The organism is uncultured Sphingomonas sp. (assembly GCF_964237155.1).
In the GTDB taxonomy this organism is placed as follows: Bacteria; Pseudomonadota; Alphaproteobacteria; order Sphingomonadales; family Sphingomonadaceae; genus Sphingomonas.
Genome location: NZ_CAXSHH010000028.1, coordinates 15,632 through 33,116, shown reverse-complemented (window position 1 = coordinate 33,116; position 17,485 = coordinate 15,632). Strand labels below are relative to the sequence as shown.

The following is a 17,485-nucleotide window of genomic DNA, read 5'->3' as shown; positions in this document are numbered from 1 at the left end:
TGTTGGCGACCAGGAAGTCGACGCCCTGAACGTCGGCGCGCATCATGTTGGCGATGGCGTTGCCGCCCGCCCCGCCGACGCCGATCACCGCGATGCGCGGGGTCAGCTCGTCGACGTCGTTGGTGTCCATGAACTCGATCGGCATTAGTAACTCTCCGCCATACCCCCGAAGCCGCCAGTCCCACGGCCTCCGCGCATTGATCGTGAATGCACCAACGACCCGCGCGCCGCCAGTTGAAACTTGGTCCTGTCAGTAATTTGCCCGCGCCGCCTGGATGAGCTTGCGAACAAGCTGGAAGCCGCCTGGCCGGTGCACCGTCTGCGCCTGCGGGGCCATCGCGCGCAGATCGATCGGGTCGGACGCCGCGTAGAACGCCAGGCCGGCCAGCGTCGCGAAAGCGGGTCCGGCATGCGCGTCGGGCAGTCCGGTCAGCCCGCGCGGTCGCCCGATCCGGACCGACCGCCCCAGCGCCGCCTGCGCGTAGTCGGCGACGCCCTTCAACTCCGCGCCGCCTCCCGTCAGCACCACCTGCCGCCCGACCGGCCCCTCGAATTTCAAATCCTTCAACGCGCGGCTGATAGCGCCCATCAAATGCTCCATCCGCTGCCGTATCACCCCGATCAGCTGCGCCTTGGTGATCTGCACCGCGTCGCCGGCTCCGTCCTCCGCCGAGATCGGCAGCACGGGGATCATGTCGTGATTATCGCGAGGGGAGGTGTTCGCCGAGCCGTGAAAGCACTTCATCCGCTCCGCCTGCTGCCGCCGCGTCCCGAAGGCGGACGCGATATCGTCCGTTACGTCCGCCGCGCCGAACGGGATGGAGGTGAGCCCGACCAGCATCCCGCCCGCGAACAGCGACACATTGGTGATTCCCGCCCCCATCTCGACCAGCGCGACGCCCAGCTCGCGCTCCTCGTCCGACAGGCAGGCGAGCCCGGTCGCGACCGGCGAGGCGATGATCGACCGCACCTCCAGATGCGCCGACCGGACGCACAGGTCGAGGTTCCTGACCGGCGAGCCGTCCGCCGCGACGACATGGATGTGGACGCCCAGCCGGTCGGCGTGGAGCCCCAGCGGCTTCTTGACGCCGGTCAGCCCATCGAGCGTGTAGAGCGCGGGCTGCGCATGGAGCACCATCCGCCCATGCGGATCGATCGACTGTCGCCCAGCAGCCAGCAGCGCGTCGATGTCGCCCTGCTCGACCCGGTGTCCGCCCAGGTCCGATTCGACGGAGGCGACGTCGGAGATTAGCCCCCCTGCGGAGAAGCCGACCCACACATCCTCGATGTTCAGCCCCGCGACGCGCTCGGCCTGTTCCACCGCCTCGCGCACCGCCGCCTCGGTCGCGCCCATGTCGGCGATGTAGCCACGCTTGACGCCCCGGCTTTCGCGCTGGCCGGTGCCCAGCACGATTAGCTCGCCACCGTCGCCCTTGCGCGCGATCATTGCCGAGACCTTGGACGACCCGATATCGAGCGCCGTGATCAGTCCCTCAGGTGCAACCTTCGCCATGCTCAGCCCTCCCAACTCGCGCTCTTCTCGGTCGCGACCGCGCCGCCCCCCGGCGTCGCGGTCACACGTTCATTCATTCCCGGCTTGCGCGCCACCAGTTTCGTCGGGTCGCGCATGTCGAATCGTCTCCACCCCCGGCCCAGCAGCGGGCCCGACCGATCGAGTTCGACAAACTTCACAATCGCGCGCTGCGCTCCGTCCTCCGGCAGCGCCAGCACTTCGCCCGTCCTGAACGTCAGATCCCACCGCCGGTTGCCCACCCAAGTCGCGGCCCGCACGCGCGGCTTCAGCCCGGGCGCGGCGGCGATCAGCGTCTGGTATCCGCGTTCCTGCCTGTCGGCCCCCGGCCCGATGCGCAGCGGCAGGTTCGGCATCTCACCAGGCTCGACCGGCGCGAGCAACACGCCCTCCGCATCGATCAGCGTCAGCTGCCCGCCATCCTGCCACACCGCCGCGGGTTCGCGCTCCAAGATGTTGACGAGCAAGGTATCAGGCAACCGCCGCGACACCTGCGCATCGGCGATCCAGCCATAACGCAACAGCTTCTCGCGCACCGCCACCAGGTCGACGAGCGGCATCGCCCGCGACTCCTGCTCCAGCGCGACCGCGTAAACCGACATGCGGTCCATCCGCTTCAATCCGGTGATCTCGATCCGTCCGACGCGTAGGCCGGCCCGACCCGCGCCCTCCGACAACTCGGCCCCGATCATGCCGGGTACGCCCGCCCAGCTCGCCGCCGCGACCACGCCTATCCCGACCCCGCCCAGGATAATCCAGGTCGCCGCCTTCGCCAGCAGCTCCGGACTGACCGGCAGCTTGGCGAGCACCCGGTCGAAGAAGGGCTGCTTCTTGACGACCTTCCGCCGCACGGATTTTCGCGGCGGCGCGCCGCGTTTGATCGTGCGGCTCATGTCGGATAGCCACCGCTCATCGCATCGTCGACGATCGCCTGGACCAGCTCGGCGTAGCTCATGCCCGTATGCCGCGCCTGTTCGGGCACCAGGCTGAGCGAGGTCATGCCCGGCTGGGTGTTCACCTCCAGCAGGAACAGTCCGTCGACGCCCTGGGTGTCGTCCCACCTGAAGTCCGCGCGCGATGCTCCCTTGCAGCCGAGCAACCGATGCGCCTCGACCGCGATGCCCCGGCACGCGTCGGCGACCTCGTCCGGGATGTCCGCCGGGAAGACATGCTCGGTCATGCCGTCGGTGTATTTGGCGTCATAATCGTACCAGCCCGACTTGGGCTTCAACTCGGTCACGCCGAGCGCCCGCCCTCCCAGCACAGCCGTCGTCAGCTCGCGCCCACGGATGTACGGCTCGGCGAGAAGCTCGTCGAACTCCTGCCACGGGCCCTGAACATCGTGTGCTATCGGATTGCCGTAGTTGCCTTCGTCGGTGACGATCGCGACGCCGACCGACGAGCCCTCGTTAACGGGTTTCAACACGTAGGGCCTTGGCAGCGGATCGCGCTGGTGCACGTCGGCCGACTTCACGATCCGCCCGCCCGGCATCGGCACGCCGTGCGGGACCAGCAGCTGCTTCGTCAGCACCTTGTCGATCGCGATCACCGAGGTGGCGAGGCCGCTATGCGTGTAACGCAGCCCCATCAGGTCGAGCATGCCCTGCACCGACCCGTCCTCGCCGGGCGTCCCGTGCAGCGCGTTGAACACCAGATCGGGCGCCGCCTCCGCCAGCCGCGCGGCTATGTCGCGCCCCATGTCGATCCGGGTGACCCGGTGGCCCAGGCCTTCCAGCGCCTCCGCGACGCCCGCACCCGACGACAGCGATACCTCGCGCTCGGCCGACCAGCCGCCCATCAGCACGACGATGCGCAGGGGAGCGGCGCTCACCGCTCCCCTCCCGCTTGCGGGAGGGGCTGGGGGAGGGCACGATCGTGCGTTAGGTCATTCGACAGGCTCTCCCCCGACCCCTCCCGCTTGCGGGAGGGGAGAAAATCACCCACGCGCTGTATCTCCCACTCCAATCCCACTCCCGAATGCGCAAGCACGCGCGCGCGCACTTCCTCGCCCAACGCCTCGATTTCCGCCGAGCTCGCGGCCCCGAGGTTGAGGAGGAAGTTGCAATGCTTCTCCGATACTTGCGCGTCGCCGTTGCGAAGCCCCCGACACCCCGCCGCGTCGATCAGCGTCCAGGCCTTATGGCCGATCGGGTTCTTGAAGGTCGACCCGCCCGTCCGCGACCGCAACGGCTGCGCCGCCTCGCGCTCGGCGGCGATCCGGTCCATCTCGGCCTGGATCGCGCCGGACTCGCCGCGCCGGCCGCGAAACGTCGCGCTCGTCACCACGCACCCATCGGGCAGTTCGCTATGGCGGTAGGTGTAGCCGAGCTCATCCACGGTGAACACGCACCGCTCGCCCGTTCGGAGCACCACCTCGCACTCGATCAGGATGTCCTTCACCTCGCGGCCGTACGCGCCGCCGTTCATGCGCACGAAGCCGCCCACGGTGCCGGGAATCGACCGCAGGAACTCAACGCCCGCGACTCCCGCATCCCGCGCGTTGGAAGACACCAGGACTCCGCTTGCGCCGCCGCCGCATCGCAACGTCGTCGCGTCCAGCCGCTCGACGCCGGCGAAGGGCTTGCCCAATCGCACCACCACGCCGGGCACGCCGCCGTCGCGGACAATCAGGTTCGAGCCGAGCCCGAGCGCCATCACCGGAACCGCGGGATCAAGATCGCCCAGGAAAGCCGACAGGTCATTCGCGTCCCTGGGCTCGAACAAAGTCTCGGCCAAGCCCCCCGACTTGAACCACACCAGAGGCGCGAGCGGCGCGCGCTCGGTAATCCGCCCGAAGACGCGCGGCAGGGTTGCCGCGATGCTCACGCCGCTACCCGCTCGCGCCGCACCGCGATCGCGTCCGCCAGCCCTGCCGCCCATTTCGTGATATCGCCCGCGCCCAGGCACACGACCATGTCGCCCGCCTCGATCGTGCCCGCCAGCTCCACCGCCAGCGCGTCGGCATCGGCCACCGTGGCTGCGAAACGATGACCGCGCCGCTTCAACCCGTCGACCAGCGCGTCGGCGTCCACGCCCGCGACCGGCTGCTCGCCCGCGGCATACACCGGCGCCACAAGCACCCGGTCGGCGTCGTTGAACGCCGTCTGGAACTCCTCCATCAACGCACCCAGCCGCGAATACCGATGCGGCTGGACCACCGCGATCACCCGTCCGCCCAGGCCCTCGCGCGCCGCCGCCAGCACCGCGCGGATCTCGACCGGATGGTGGCCGTAATCGTCGATCACGGTCGCGCCGCTCACCTCTCCCACCTTGGTGAAGCGCCGCTTCACCCCGCCGAACTTGGCGAAGCCGTTCTGGATCGTCGTGTCGTCTATTCCCAATTCCAGCGCCACGCCGATCGCCGCGAGCGCATTCTGGACGTTGTGGCGGCCGGGCATCGGCAGCTCGATCCCCTCGATCGACCGGACCGACCCGTCGCGCGCGCGCACCAGGCACTCGAACCGGTTGCCCCCCGCGACGGGCACGACATTGACCCCGCGCACATCCGCCTGCGCCGAGAAGCCGTAGGTCACCACCCGCCGGTCGCGTAGGCGTGGCAGGATGCCCTGCACCTCCGGATGGTCAAGGCACAGCAGCGCCGCGCCGTAGAAGGGCACGTTCTCGACGAACTGGACGAACGCGTCTTTCACCGCGTCGAACGAGCCGTAATGGTCCAGATGCTCAGGATCGATGTTGGTGACGACCGCCACCGTGCCGTCCAGCCGGAGGAACGACCCGTCGCTCTCGTCCGCCTCGACGACCATCCAGTCGCTAGCACCGAGCCTTGCGTTCGACCCGTAACTGTTGATGATTCCACCGTTTATGACGGTCGGATCAACCCCACCCGCATCGAGCAGCGCGGCGACCATCGACGTCGTTGTCGTCTTCCCGTGCGTCCCCGCGACCGCGACGGTCGACTTGAGCCGCATCAGCTCGGCGAGCATCTCCGCCCGCCTCACGACTGGCACCCGTCGCTCCAGCGCCGCCTCGACCTCCGGATTGGACCGTGTGATCGCCGTCGACACCACCACCACGGCCGCGTCGCCCAGATTATCCGCCCGGTGTCCGATCGCGACGGGGATGCCCTTGATCCGCAGCCCCTGAACGACAGAGCCTTCCGCCACGTCCGATCCCTGGACGCGGTAGCCAAGGTTCATCATCACCTCGGCGATGCCGGACATGCCGATCCCGCCGATCCCGACGAAATGGATCATGCCGATGTCGGTCGCGACCATCCTCACGCGTACGCCGCCTTTGGCTTCGGGTGAGCGACTCCCACCGGCAACCGCGAAACGGGCGCGCCCAGGTTCTCGACCAGGTCCGCCAGCTCGCGCGCCGCGTCCGGCTTCCCGCACGCTCGCGCCCGCCCGGCCGCGTTCTCCAGCGCGGCCGGATCGAGCCCTAATTTTTGCATCTGCTTTGCGAGCTCGACGGCGGTGAACTCGCCCTGCGCGATCGTGCGCGCGCCGCCCGCCGCCATGATCTCGCGCGCGTTCGCCGTCTGGTGATCGTCGGTCGCGCTCGGCAGCGGCACCAGGATGCCCGGCCGCCCCGCCGCCGTCAGCTCGGCGATCGTCGATGCGCCCGCGCGCGCGATCACCAAGTGCACCCACGCGAGATGCTCGGGCATGTCGGGGAGATAGGTGGCGAGGTCGGCCGGGATCTGGTGCTGGGCATATTTCGCGCGCACGGCATCGATATCCTCGATCCGTGTCTGCTGCGTCACCTGCAACCGCCGCCGAAACGTCACGGGCAACATCGCGAGGCCGTCGGGTACCACATCGGCGAGGATCGTCGCTCCCTGGCTTCCGCCCGTCACCAGTACGCGGAAGATGCCGTCGTCCTCCAACAACGGGTAAGGTCGGCTCCGTAAGGCGAGCACCGCTTCGCGCACCGGGTTGCCGACATGGCGCACCTTACCCGCATGCTTCGCCGCGAGCCGCTCGGTCTTGGCATAGGAGGTCGCGATAGCATCCACCCGCCCCGCGACCAGCCGGTTGACGCGCCCCAGCACCGCATTTTGCTCGTGCACCGCCGTCGGCACCCCGTCCGCGAAAGCCGCCAGCAGCGCGGGGAGCGCCGGATAGCCGCCGAAGCCGATCACGGCTTCAGGCTTGAACGTCTTGTACAGCTCGCGCGCCATCGCGCGCCCGCGTAGCATCTCGCGCCCGGCGCGCAGCCAGCCGATCGGCCCGCCCGCGATCCGCCCGGCCGGGAGCACATGCGTCTGAACGCCCCCGGGTCCATCGGCGAACAGCCCCGGAAAGCGCACCCCGCGCTCGTCGCTGACCAGCGCCACCCGATGCCCGCGTCTCCCCAACTCGGTCGCCAGCGCCGCCGCTGGAACCATGTGCCCGCCGGTGCCCCCGGCCGCGAGTACGAAGTGCCTGCCCGTCATTTACCGCTCCAACGGACCACATAGGGGCTCCGTGTCAGGAACGGATTGCGCCGGGTGAACGCCAGCAGCAACCCCATCCCCACCGACAACGCGATCGTCGACGATCCGCCATAGCTGATGAACGGCATCGTCATCCCCTTGGACGGCGCCAGCCCGGTATTGACCGCCATCGACACCAGCGCCTGCGCGCCGAACTGCGTCGCCAGCCCTGCGGCGGCGAGCAGCCGGAACTCGTCCTGCTCATCGAGTAGTTTCACGAACACGCGCACCACGATCGCCAGGAACACGATGGCGATCACGGAACAGGCGAGCAGCCCGAACTCCTCACCGATGACGGAGAAGATATAGTCGGTGTGCGCCTCGGGTAGCCCGAACTTGGCGTCGCCTCCGCCCGGCCCCGTTCCCGTCCAGCCGCCCGAGGTCAGTGTCCGGTGCGCCGCGTCCGTCTGGAAATGGTCGCCCGCGCCGACGCCCTCGACGTTTGGAAACAGGAACGCGTCGATCCGCTTGCGGGCCGTCGAATAGAAGAGATACGCCGCGACCAGTCCGACCGGCACCATGGCGGCAAGCCCCGCCATGACCTTGGTAGGCGTCCCCGCGATCATCAGCAGCGCCATCCACACTAAGCAGAATATGATCGTCTGGCCGAAATCGGGCTGGAGCATCAGCAGCAGCGCGATGAACGCCGTGGCGCCCCCGGTCAGCAGCACCGTCGGCAGCTCCTCGTCCTTGGCTTTCAGCGACAACAGCCACGCGACCGAGACGATGAACATGGGTTTGAGGAACTCGGACGGCTGGAACTGCGCGATGCCCAGCCCGATCCATCGCCGCGCCCCGTTCACCTCCACCCCGATCAGCGGCGTCAGCGCGAGCAGCGCGACGAACAGTCCAGCCCCGATCAGCGCCAGCCGCCGCGCGAGCGCGACGGGGAGCATCGACGTCGCGACCAGCACGGGCAGCGACACGCCCACCCACATCAACTGCCGCCAGAAATAATAGAGTGGCGCGATCTGGACCGCCTCGCCCGAATAGCGCCGGGCGCTCGCGGGCGACGCCGCGGCTACCGCGAGCAGCCCGATCGCGATCAGGAACAACGTCAGCAGCAGGAGCACCCGGTCGATGTCCCAGAACCAAGTGCCCAGCGGCGACCGGTCGCCCCGTCCGCCCCGGCCCTTCATGCGGGACATGATGCCGCCGGCTTGCTCGTCAGCCTGCCCGCCGCGTCCCATAACGTCGCTCACGCCAGTTCCCCCACGCACGCGCGGAATACGTCGCCACGCTCTTCGAAATTGCAAAACTGGTCGAAGGAAGCGGCGGCGGGCGATAGCAGCACGGCCTCGCCCGGCCGGGCGGCACTCGCGGCCGCTTCGACGGCGTTAGGGAGCGTCCCCGCCTCCATCACTATCACCCCCGCTTCGCGCAGCAACGCGGCGAAGCGCGGCCCGGACTCGCCGATCGTATAGGCCCGCGCCACCCGATCGAACCGAGGCCGGCACGCCTCCAGATCGTCACCCTTCGCCCGCCCGCCCAGGATCCAATGCACCCGATCGAACGAGCCCAACGCGGGCGCCGCCGCCTCGGCGTTCGTCGCCTTGGAGTCGTTCACGAACGCGACCCCGTCCCGCATCGCCACCCGCTCCATCCGATGCGGCAATCCAGCGAACGTCTCCAGCCCTTGGGTAATATCCCGCTCGCCCACGCCCAACGCCCGCGCGACCGCGATCGCGGCGAGCGCGTTCTGCGCGTTGTGCGGTCCTTGCAATGCCGGCCACCGCGACTGGTCCATGCACACCCCCGGCGCGATCTTGGTCAGCCGCTCCCCGCGCCCCGACAAGGACCGCGCGATCTTCGCCGAGGCATTGTCCCCGATCCCGATCACCGCCTCGTGGCCTGGCGACTGCATCGCGAACAGCCGAGCCTTGGACGCCGCATAGGCGTCGAACCCATCATACCGGTCGAGATGATCGGGCGTGACGTTCAGCAGCACCGCCACCTCGCAATCGAGCGTCGCCGTCAGGTCGATCTGATAGCTCGATAGCTCGAGCACGTATACGCCGCCCTCGGGCAGCGCGTCCCCTGACAGGATCGGCACGCCTATGTTGCCGCTCATCGAGGTAGGCACATCCGCCGTCTTCAGTATGTGGTGGACCAGTGCGGTCGTGGTCGACTTGCCGTTCGTCCCCGTGACCCCGACCACCTTGTGGGGCGGCAAGTCGGGCCGCGCCTGCGCGAACAGCTCGATATCACCGATTATGGCGACCCCGGCCGCCCGCGCCTTGACGACGAGCGGATGCGTGTTGAGCGGCACCCCAGGCGACACCACCAGCGCGTCGAACCCGGCCAGGTCGACGGTGTCCAGGTCCACGATGCTCATCTCCCTCTCCCCTTCGGGGAGAGGGCCGGGGAGAGGGGCTGCACCGGGCACGGCCGGTGCATCGGACAGCCCCTCTCCCCTACCCTCTCCTTGGAGGGGAGAGGGAGTAGGAAGGGCCGCCCGCCGCGCCTCGTGGCTATCCCACGCGATTACGTCGGCCCCGCCCGCGACCAGCGCGCGTACCGCTGCCGCGCCCGACCGGGCCAGCCCGAGCACGGCATACCGCCGCCCCGCCCAGGCTTGGGCCATGATCACCGCAGCTTCAGCGTCGACAGGCCGGCCAGCGCCAGCACCAGGCTGATGATCCAGAACCGGATCACCACCGTCGGCTCGCTCCAGCCCAGCTGCTCGAAATGATGGTGGATCGGCGCCATCCTGAACACCCGCCGCCCGGTGCGCTTGTAGAAGAACACCTGGATGATGACGCTCATCGCCTCCGCGACGAACAGCCCGCCGATGATCCCCAGCACGATCTCGTGATGCGACACCACCGCGATCGTCCCCAGCGCGCCGCCCAAGGCCAGCGAACCGGTATCGCCCATGAACACCGCCGCCGGGGGCGCGTTGAACCAGAGGAACGCCAGCCCCGCGCCCACCACCGCCCCGCAAAAGATGGCGAGATCGCCCGCCCCCACGACATGCGGGATACCCAGATATTCCGAGAACCGCGCGTTGCCCGCTAGATAGACGATGATCATGAACGCCACCGACGCGATGATCACCGGCATCGTCGCCAGCCCGTCCAGCCCGTCGGTCAGGTTCACCGCGTTCCCGAACGCCACGATCGTGAACGCCGCGAAGACCGGGTAGAACCACCCCAGATCCAGGTAATACCGGTCGGTGAACGGGAAATAGAGCGGCGACCCGTTCTCGCGCATGATGATCCAGGCCGCGATGCCCGCCACCACGAACTCCAGCAGCAATCGCGTCCGCCCCGACAGGCCGGCCGTGCTGGCTTTGCGCACCTTGTCCCAATCGTCCATGAACCCGATCGCGCCGAAACCGAGCGCGACGAACAGGCACGCCCACACGAATGGGCTCGACAGGTCCATCCAGATCAGCACTGACAGCGTCAGCGCGGTCAGGATCATGAGACCGCCCATCGTGGGCGTGCCCCGCTTGGCCAGGTGCGTCTGCGGCCCGTCGGCGCGGATCGGCTGGCCCTTGCCCTGCCTGACCCGCAGCCAGCCGATGAATTTGGGCCCGATGATCAGCCCGATGGCGAGCGCGGTCGCGACCGCGCCCCCTGTCCGAAACGACAGGTAGCGGATCAGGTTCAGCGCGCCGGGAAAGCCCAGCGCCTCCGCGATCCAATACAACATCTACGCGCCCCCGAGGCCTGCGACCAAGCGCGACAAGCCCACCCCGTTCGATCCCTTGACCAGCACCGCGTCGCCGGGCGCGATCAGCTCGCGCAGGGCGACCGACGCGGCGTCGGCGTCGGCGACATGCACCAGATCGACCCGCCCCTCAAGCGCGCGCGCCAGCGGCCGCATCGCCTCGCCGACCAGCAGCGCCCGTTCGACGCGCGCGCCCGTCACCGCGTCGGCCAACCCCGCATGAAGTTCCGCCGACCGCTCCCCCAATTCACGCATCTCGCCCAGCACCGCCACCCGCCGCCCCGGCTCCTCGGCCAGCACCGCCAGCCCCGCGCGCATCGACGCGGTGTTCGCGTTGTACGACTCGTCGATCACCAGCGCCTCGCCATTCCCGACCCGCACGGTCGTTCGCGCGCCCCGGCCCGCCAGCCCGCCCAGCTCCGCCAGCGCCAGCGCCGCCTGCCCCAGGTCCGCGCCCAGCGCGTCGACCGCCGCCAGCACCGCCAGCGCGTTCGATACGTGATGAAGCCCCGGCTGCGAAACGGTGAAGCTCAGCTCGCCCCCGCCGCCCAGCGTCGCGGTGACGAACGTGCCGCCCGTCCCCACCCGCATCACCTCGCGCGCATGGACATCCGCGCCCTTCTCCAGCCCGAACGTCACCACCCGCCCGGCATGCCGCCGCGCGGCCGCGATCAGGCGGTCGCGGTGCGGGCTGTCGAACGGCACGATCGCGGTCCCGCCCGGCTCCAGCCCCTCGAAGATCTCCGCCTTGGCGTCGGCGATCGCGGCCTCGTCGACGAAGAACTCGATGTGCGCGGGCGCGATCGCCGTCACGATCGCCACATGCGGCCGGACCATCCGCGTCAGCGCCGCCAGTTCGCCCGCATGGTTCATCCCCATCTCGAACACGCCGAAGTCCGCATCGCGCGGCATCCGCGCCAGGCTCAGCGGCACGCCCGTATGGTTGTTGTAGCTTTTGACCGACCGATGCACCCGGCCGTGGTTCGACCGCTCCAGCGCCGCGAACAGCGCCTCCTTGGCCGAAGTCTTGCCGACGGATCCCGTCACCCCGACGATTCGCGCCGCCGTCCGGTCCCTCGCCGCGGTCCCCAGCGCCTGGAGCGCCGCGAAGCCGTCCTGCACCCGCACATGCGGGCCGTCGCATCGCTTGGATGCTATCGCGCCACCCGCGCCCGCCGCGAAGGCCTGCGGCAGGAACCGATGCCCGTCGGTCGCCTCGCCCGACATCGCCACGAACAGGTCGCCCGGCTCCACCTCGCGCGAGTCGAAGGCGACGCCACCCGCCTCGAATCCTCCCTCGACCGAGCCGCCGGTCGCCTGCGCGATCTCGGCGGCGGTCCACAGGGTCAACGCGCGCCTTCCACCCGGGGCAACGGCCGTGCGGAGGTCTCCCCGCTCCCGAATTTCAGCCCCAATTTGGGCCGCTTGCCCTCGTCCTTGCGAGGCTCGAACATCGCCTTGCGTTCCGTCACACTCATGCTGCGTACTCCCTGGCCACGGCCACGTCGTCGAAAGGAAGGATCAGGTCGCCGACGACCTGGCCCTGTTCGTGCCCCTTGCCGGCCACCAGCACGATATCGTGCGGCCCGGCCTCCCTGATCGCCGCCGCGATCGCGTCGCGTCGGTCGCCAATCTCAAGGGCGTTTGGAACGCCCTCCATCACCGTCCGGCGGATCGCCGCCGGATCTTCCCCACGCGGATTGTCGTCGGTGACGATCACCCGGTCCGCCCGCGCCGCCGCGACCGCGCCCATGGCTGAGCGCTTGCCCGGATCGCGATCGCCGCCCGCGCCGAACACCAGGATCAACCGCCCGCCCGCATGCGGCTTGAGCGCGGCGATCGCCGCCTCCAGCGCGTCGGGCGTATGCGCGTAGTCGACATAGATCGGCGCCCCCGACCGCGCGATCGACGCGCGTTCCAGCCGCCCTCGCACGGGCTGCAACCGCGCCAGCGCCTGCAACGTCGCCGCGACCGCGCCGCCGGTCGCGATGACCAGCCCCGCCGCGACCAGCGCGTTCGCCGCCTGATACGCCCCGATCAGCGGCAACACGACCTTGTGGGTCGTCCCCTCCGCCTCGATCGTCAGCGTCTGGCCGAGCAGCGTCGGCGTCCGTCCGACGAGCCGCAATGTCTCCCCGCCTTCGCCCACGGTCAGCACGCGCGCGCCGCGTCCCCGCGCGACCTCGGCCACGTGCCCGGATACCGGATCGTCCACCCACACCACCGCAGCGCCGCCGGGCGAAAGCGTCTCGGCGAACAACCGCAGCTTGGCCTGGAGGTACGCCTCCATCGTCCCGTGATAATCAAGGTGATCGCGCGACAGATTGGTGAAAGCCGCCGCCGCGACCGGCACCCCCTCCGTCCGATATTGATCCAACCCGTGGCTCGACGCCTCGAACGCCAGATGCGTCACGCCCTCGCGCGCCAGCCCCGCGACGTTCGACAGGAACGTGACGATGTCCGGCGTGGTCAGCCCGGTCACGACCCGCTCGTCGGCGGTGGTCACCCCCAGCGTCCCGATCGACGCGGCATGGTGCCCCGCCATCCGCCACAGCTGGCGACACATCTCGACGGTCGACGTCTTGCCATTGGTCCCCGTCACGGCCACCGCCGTCTCGGGGAAAGGCTTGAAGAACCGCGCCGCCAGTCGAGCGAAGCGAGCACGCGGATTAACGTCGGCGATATGCGCCGCGCCCTCGACCCGCGCGTCCAGCCCCGCCACCACCGCCACCGCGCCGCTCTCGACCGCCTGCGGGATGAACGCTTCCCCGTCGAAGCGCGCGCCCGGGAACGCCCCGAACACGGTGCCCGGCGCGACCTTGCGGTGATCGATGGCGAAGCCCGTCACCGAAGCCGTCTCGTCGCCGCCGGTCAGCGCGCCCAGCCTCATTCCCCAATCCTCATTCCCAAATTCTCATTCGCCATGTCCGCCGCTCTCGCCCGGCGCGCGCCACAGCAGCGGCATGACGTCGCGCTGGTCGACATCGGCGTGGTCGTCGGGGATCACGCCCAGGATCGCCCCCGTCCGCGCGATCACCCGGCTGACCACCGGCGCGGCGGTGTAGGCCGCCGTGGTCTGGAACTGGTTCGCCTCGACGCGTTTGGGCGAGTCCATCATCGCGATCACGACATAACGCGGCGCGTCCATCGGGAATGCCGCCGCGAAGGTGGAGACGTTGGCGTTCGACGCGTACCCGCCGCCCTGCGCCACTTCGGCCGTCCCCGTCTTGCCGCCGACGCGGTAGCCCGGCGCCTCGCCTTTCCGGCCCGTGCCCTCCTGCACGATCAACCGCATCATCTGCCGCATCCGCCGGCTCGTCTCCGCGCTGATCACGCGCCGACCCTTGGGCGCGCGCCCAGGCTCGACCTTCAGCAGCGTCGAGGGCCGCCAGATGCCTCCGTTGATGATCGCCGCGTACGCGCTCGCCAGATGCAGCGGCGTCACCGCGATGCCGTGCCCGTAGGCCGTCGTCATCGTCGTCGTCCGCGCCCAGAAGGTCGGCCATAATGGCCGGCCCTTCTCGCGCAGCTCGATGTCCGGCTTGGTGTCGAAGCCCAGCCGCCGGAACATCGCCTGCATCCGCCTGGGCCCAATCTCGTCCGCCATCCGCGCCGTCGCGATGTTGGACGAATGGACAAGCGTCTCGGGGATGTTCAGCCACCGGCCCTGCGCGTGGTCATCCTTGATCTTGAAGCGCCCGACCTGAAGCGGCGCGGTCGCGTCGAACCGGCGCGACAGGTTCGCGACCCCCGTCTCCAGCGCGATCGCGGCGGTGATCACCTTGAAGGTCGACCCCAGCTCATACACGCTCTGCGTGTTGATGTTGCGGAGCTCCTCCATCCCCGCCATGCCCACCCGGTTCGGGTTGAACACCGGCAACGACACCATCGACACGACCTCGCCCGTGTCGACGTCGAGCACCAACCCCGCCGCCCCGCGCGCGCCGTACGCCGTCATCGCGCGGCCAAGCTCCGACTCCATCGCCGCCTGCACGCGCGTGTCGATCGACAGCGCGACCGGCTTCCCGTTCAGCGCCGGATTGGTCAGCCGCTCGTCGAGCACCCGCTCCATCCCCGACATGCCCTTGCCGTCGGTCGACAGGAAGCCGAGGGCGTGGGCGGCCATCGTCGATTGCGGATAGAGCCGCTGCGTCTCGCGGTCGAACACGATCGCCGGCTCGCCGATCGCGTTCACCGCCTCGACCAGCGCGGGCGAGGCACGCCGCTGAAGGTAGGTGAAGCTCACATCGTTGGTCAGCAGCCGGTGGAAATAGGCCTGATCGCCCTTGTCGGGCATCAGCTCGGCCAGCTTCATCGCGACCTCGGCCGGGTCGCCGATCAGCTTGCGGGGATGCACCGCGATCGTCCAAGCGTCGATCGTGCGCGCCAGCGGTTGCCCGTTGCGGTCGACGATGTCGCCGCGCGGCGCACGCATCAGCATTCCCGCGCGCGCCTCGCCCCCCGACAACAACGCCAGCATCGCCAGCCGCCCGATCACCAACGTCACGCCCGCCGCGAACAGCAGCATCAGCATCATCAGCCGCATATGCGCGACCGCGACCAGCGCGTGCCGCTGCCCGGCGGTGCGGCGGCCGGACGCCAGGGGACGGGCCAGGACCAGGGTCAACGGCGTCCCGCCTCGTCCCGGGCGCGCGACGTCAGGTCCGACAACAAATCGCCGTCCAGCATGGCGATACGTTGCGGCTTCGCCGCGACGCGTCGCCCGGCCGGCGCGGGCGCGGAAGCGACCACGACCGACGTCACGGGCGCGTTGGCGACGGCCGACGCGACCCTCTCCCGGACAGGAGCCGGAGCAGGCGCGCGCCGAACCTGCGTCGGGATCGACGCCACCACCACCGGCGCGACCGCCGGCGCGATCGCGGGCATCGACGGCACCACCAACATCGCCGTCCGCGCCTCCGCCCCGCCCGGCGGCGTGACCGCGTCGAAGCTGACGGACGCCAGCTGTGCCTGATTCCGCACGAACTGCCCCGCGACGGGCGCGGACAGCGCCAGGATGTCGCCGTTCCAGCGCTCCAGCTGCTGCAGGTTCGCGCGCGTATCGAACTCGGTCTCCAGCGCGCGGATGTCGCGCTCGGCCGTGCGGATTTGCCGGTTCAGCGTGTCGAGCTTGTTACGCTCGGACGCGACCTGGAGCGACACCAGATAGAAACCCAGCACGATCGCCGTGCAGCTCGCGAACCAACCCAGGCCCTTCAGACGATACGCCGCGGTCATACGCTGTTCTCCACCCAGGGCGCGGCCGCACTCCGCCGCGCCGTACGCAATGTCGCCGACCGCGCGCGCGGGTTGCGCGCCAGCTCGGCCTCGCCCGCCCTGACGGCGGGCCCGATCTTCTCGAAGCTCGCCGCCGGACCGGTTCGGCTCTGCGGCAAGTGGCGCGAACCGCCGGGAGCGGCACCCGATCGGTCGCGCAGGAAGCGCTTCACCAGCCGGTCCTCCAACGAATGAAACGTGACCACCGCCAATCGCCCGCCAGGCTTCAGCACGCGCTCCGCCGCCGCCAGCCCGTCGGCCAGCTCGCCCAACTCGCGGTTCACATGGATGCGGATCGCCTGGAAGACGCGGGTCGCCGGGTCCTTCTTGTCGTGCGGCCGATGCCCCAGCGCGCGGCGCACCACCGTCGCCAGCTCGCCCGTCCGCGTCAACGGCCGCGCGTCGACGATCGCCCGCGCGATCCGCCGCGACTTGGGCTCCTCGCCATACCGGTAGATGACATCGGCGATCACCGCCTCGTCCGCCTCGTTCAGGAAGTCCGCCGCGCTCGGTCCCTCCTGGCTCATCCGCATGTCGAGCGGCCCGTCCGCCTGAAAGGAAAAGCCGCGCTCCCCCCGGTCGAGCTGCATCGACGAGACGCCGATGTCCATGACGACGCCGTCGACGGGCGAGTCGATCCCGCGCTCCAGCCCGGAGAAATCGTCATGAACCAGCCGCAGCTCCGAGTCGGCCTCGAACGCGCGGCCTTCCGCGATCGCGTCCGGATCGCGGTCGAACGCGATCACCGCCGCCCCCCGCGCCAGCAGCGCGCGCGTGTACCCGCCCGCCCCGAAGGTCGCGTCCACCATGACCTCGCCGGGGGCGGGGGCGAGCGCCTCGACCACCTCATCGAGCAGCACCGGAATATGAGGAGACTCGCTCACAGCGCGATCCCCTTTTCCTGGCAATGATATCGACAGGCGGATACCATCGCGGGGGCGACGCCGGGGGTGGCGAGCAGAGTCGCCGGATCCCAGATCTCGATATAGTCGAACGTGCCCCAGAAGAACGCGTTCTGCGCGATCCCGGCATGGAAGCGCGGGAAGCCTGGCATGATGAAGCGTCCCGACCCGTCGAACGGCACCGCCTCGCCGTTCGCCCCGCCGCGCTTGATGTTGGGATCGACCTTGCCGTCCGCCCCGCGCGACAGCTCGGCGCGGCGGTCGAGTTCCAGCTTCAGCTCGGACAGATAGGCCGGGTCGTACGCCATGAGGCAGGGCTGGTCCTCATGCACCGCGACGATGATGGTGCCGCCGTCCTTCCCGTCCGGCCGGGGCGCGTTCTCGGCGAGGATCGAACGGAGCGCGTTGGGTATGGCGACGCGACCCTTGTCGTCCACCAGCCCGAGCCCCCCTCCCTGATACAGCCGCCGTTCCGACACGCCACCCTCACATCTGGGAAGCGCACGACCCATCGCCTTCGGCCCGCGACCCATGTCGTGAACCGCCCCTGTCTCCAGCGAACGATGAGCCTGCCCCGTTGTGATCTGGGTGTACCAACCACCTCGCCGGGACGCAACGGGAGATTACGGGATTTCCGGGGATAACTTGTTCGACCCGACCCGA

The 17,485-nt window shown here is 69.6% G+C and carries 16 protein-coding genes; all 16 read right to left on the bottom strand.

Going from position 1 to position 17,485, the window contains the following annotated elements; genetic code table 11:
• Positions 1–250: 250 nt before the first annotated feature.
• Genes ftsA through ACFE71_RS08265 form a run of 16 tightly spaced genes read right to left on the bottom strand, consistent with a single transcriptional unit; the run spans position 251 to position 17,355 of the window.
• Positions 251–1,513, bottom strand: coding sequence for a cell division protein FtsA (gene ftsA, locus ACFE71_RS08340; protein ID WP_375428340.1), 1,263 nt, complete (start codon positions 1,511–1,513; stop codon positions 251–253).
• A gap of 2 nt (positions 1,514–1,515) precedes the next feature.
• On the bottom strand, positions 1,516–2,424 hold the full coding sequence (locus tag ACFE71_RS08335) for a cell division protein FtsQ/DivIB (protein WP_375428339.1): 909 nt from the start codon (positions 2,422–2,424) through the stop codon (positions 1,516–1,518).
• Positions 2,421–3,362: a D-alanine--D-alanine ligase gene (locus ACFE71_RS08330; RefSeq protein ID WP_375428338.1), complete on the bottom strand. Its 942-nt coding sequence runs from the start codon at positions 3,360–3,362 to the stop codon at positions 2,421–2,423. Before ACFE71_RS08330 ends, ACFE71_RS08335 begins: the two co-directional genes overlap by 4 nt.
• Complete coding sequence (gene murB / locus ACFE71_RS08325) at positions 3,359–4,357, bottom strand: UDP-N-acetylmuramate dehydrogenase (RefSeq protein ID WP_375428337.1); 999 nt, start codon at positions 4,355–4,357, stop codon at positions 3,359–3,361. The genes ACFE71_RS08330 and murB overlap by 4 nt, the downstream gene beginning before the upstream one ends.
• Complete coding sequence (murC, locus tag ACFE71_RS08320) at positions 4,354–5,772, bottom strand: UDP-N-acetylmuramate--L-alanine ligase (protein ID WP_375428336.1); 1,419 nt, start codon at positions 5,770–5,772, stop codon at positions 4,354–4,356. The genes murB and murC overlap by 4 nt, the downstream gene beginning before the upstream one ends.
• Positions 5,769–6,929 (bottom strand): undecaprenyldiphospho-muramoylpentapeptide beta-N-acetylglucosaminyltransferase, encoded by a 1,161-nt coding sequence (gene murG, locus ACFE71_RS08315; protein ID WP_375428335.1) that lies wholly within the window; start codon positions 6,927–6,929, stop codon positions 5,769–5,771. The genes murC and murG overlap by 4 nt, the downstream gene beginning before the upstream one ends.
• Complete coding sequence (locus tag ACFE71_RS08310) at positions 6,926–8,107, bottom strand: FtsW/RodA/SpoVE family cell cycle protein (RefSeq protein ID WP_375428341.1); 1,182 nt, start codon at positions 8,105–8,107, stop codon at positions 6,926–6,928. The genes murG and ACFE71_RS08310 overlap by 4 nt, the downstream gene beginning before the upstream one ends.
• Positions 8,108–8,166: 59 nt before the next feature.
• The gene (gene murD / locus ACFE71_RS08305; protein WP_375428334.1) at positions 8,167–9,558 is read right to left on the bottom strand and encodes a UDP-N-acetylmuramoyl-L-alanine--D-glutamate ligase; all 1,392 of its coding nucleotides are present in this window, start codon (positions 9,556–9,558) and stop codon (positions 8,167–8,169) included.
• Complete coding sequence (gene mraY / locus ACFE71_RS08300) at positions 9,555–10,625, bottom strand: phospho-N-acetylmuramoyl-pentapeptide-transferase (protein WP_375428333.1); 1,071 nt, start codon at positions 10,623–10,625, stop codon at positions 9,555–9,557. The genes murD and mraY overlap by 4 nt, the downstream gene beginning before the upstream one ends.
• Complete coding sequence (murF, locus tag ACFE71_RS08295) at positions 10,626–11,993, bottom strand: UDP-N-acetylmuramoyl-tripeptide--D-alanyl-D-alanine ligase (RefSeq protein WP_375428332.1); 1,368 nt, start codon at positions 11,991–11,993, stop codon at positions 10,626–10,628. It abuts the gene before it with no gap.
• The gene (locus ACFE71_RS08290) at positions 11,990–12,121 is read right to left on the bottom strand and encodes a hypothetical protein (protein WP_375402939.1); all 132 of its coding nucleotides are present in this window, start codon (positions 12,119–12,121) and stop codon (positions 11,990–11,992) included. Before ACFE71_RS08290 ends, murF begins: the two co-directional genes overlap by 4 nt.
• On the bottom strand, positions 12,118–13,533 hold the full coding sequence (locus ACFE71_RS08285; RefSeq protein WP_375428331.1) for a UDP-N-acetylmuramoyl-L-alanyl-D-glutamate--2,6-diaminopimelate ligase: 1,416 nt from the start codon (positions 13,531–13,533) through the stop codon (positions 12,118–12,120). Before ACFE71_RS08285 ends, ACFE71_RS08290 begins: the two co-directional genes overlap by 4 nt.
• 24 nt (positions 13,534–13,557) lie before the next feature.
• Complete coding sequence (locus ACFE71_RS08280) at positions 13,558–15,270, bottom strand: peptidoglycan D,D-transpeptidase FtsI family protein (protein ID WP_375428330.1); 1,713 nt, start codon at positions 15,268–15,270, stop codon at positions 13,558–13,560.
• Complete coding sequence (locus tag ACFE71_RS08275; protein ID WP_375428329.1) at positions 15,267–15,881, bottom strand: hypothetical protein; 615 nt, start codon at positions 15,879–15,881, stop codon at positions 15,267–15,269. The genes ACFE71_RS08280 and ACFE71_RS08275 overlap by 4 nt, the downstream gene beginning before the upstream one ends.
• Positions 15,878–16,804 (bottom strand): 16S rRNA (cytosine(1402)-N(4))-methyltransferase RsmH, encoded by a 927-nt coding sequence (gene rsmH / locus ACFE71_RS08270; RefSeq protein ID WP_375428328.1) that lies wholly within the window; start codon positions 16,802–16,804, stop codon positions 15,878–15,880. Before rsmH ends, ACFE71_RS08275 begins: the two co-directional genes overlap by 4 nt.
• Complete coding sequence (locus ACFE71_RS08265) at positions 16,801–17,355, bottom strand: division/cell wall cluster transcriptional repressor MraZ (protein WP_375428327.1); 555 nt, start codon at positions 17,353–17,355, stop codon at positions 16,801–16,803. Before ACFE71_RS08265 ends, rsmH begins: the two co-directional genes overlap by 4 nt.
• Positions 17,356–17,485 lie beyond the last annotated feature (130 nt).

Coding starts and splice junctions, on each gene's coding strand:
- ftsA (WP_375428340.1), bottom strand. CDS start 1,513: ATGGCGAAGGTTGCACCTGAGGGACTGATCACGGCGCTCGATATCGGG.
- ACFE71_RS08335 (WP_375428339.1), bottom strand. CDS start 2,424: ATGAGCCGCACGATCAAACGCGGCGCGCCGCCGCGAAAATCCGTGCGG.
- murG (WP_375428335.1), bottom strand. CDS start 6,929: ATGACGGGCAGGCACTTCGTACTCGCGGCCGGGGGCACCGGCGGGCAC.
- ACFE71_RS08310 (WP_375428341.1), bottom strand. CDS start 8,107: ATGAAGGGCCGGGGCGGACGGGGCGACCGGTCGCCGCTGGGCACTTGG.
- mraY (WP_375428333.1), bottom strand. CDS start 10,625: ATGTTGTATTGGATCGCGGAGGCGCTGGGCTTTCCCGGCGCGCTGAAC.
- ACFE71_RS08290 (WP_375402939.1), bottom strand. CDS start 12,121: ATGAGTGTGACGGAACGCAAGGCGATGTTCGAGCCTCGCAAGGACGAG.
- ACFE71_RS08285 (WP_375428331.1), bottom strand. CDS start 13,533: ATGAGGCTGGGCGCGCTGACCGGCGGCGACGAGACGGCTTCGGTGACG.
- ACFE71_RS08275 (WP_375428329.1), bottom strand. CDS start 15,881: ATGACCGCGGCGTATCGTCTGAAGGGCCTGGGTTGGTTCGCGAGCTGC.
- ACFE71_RS08265 (WP_375428327.1), bottom strand. CDS start 17,355: ATGGGTCGCGGGCCGAAGGCGATGGGTCGTGCGCTTCCCAGATGTGAG.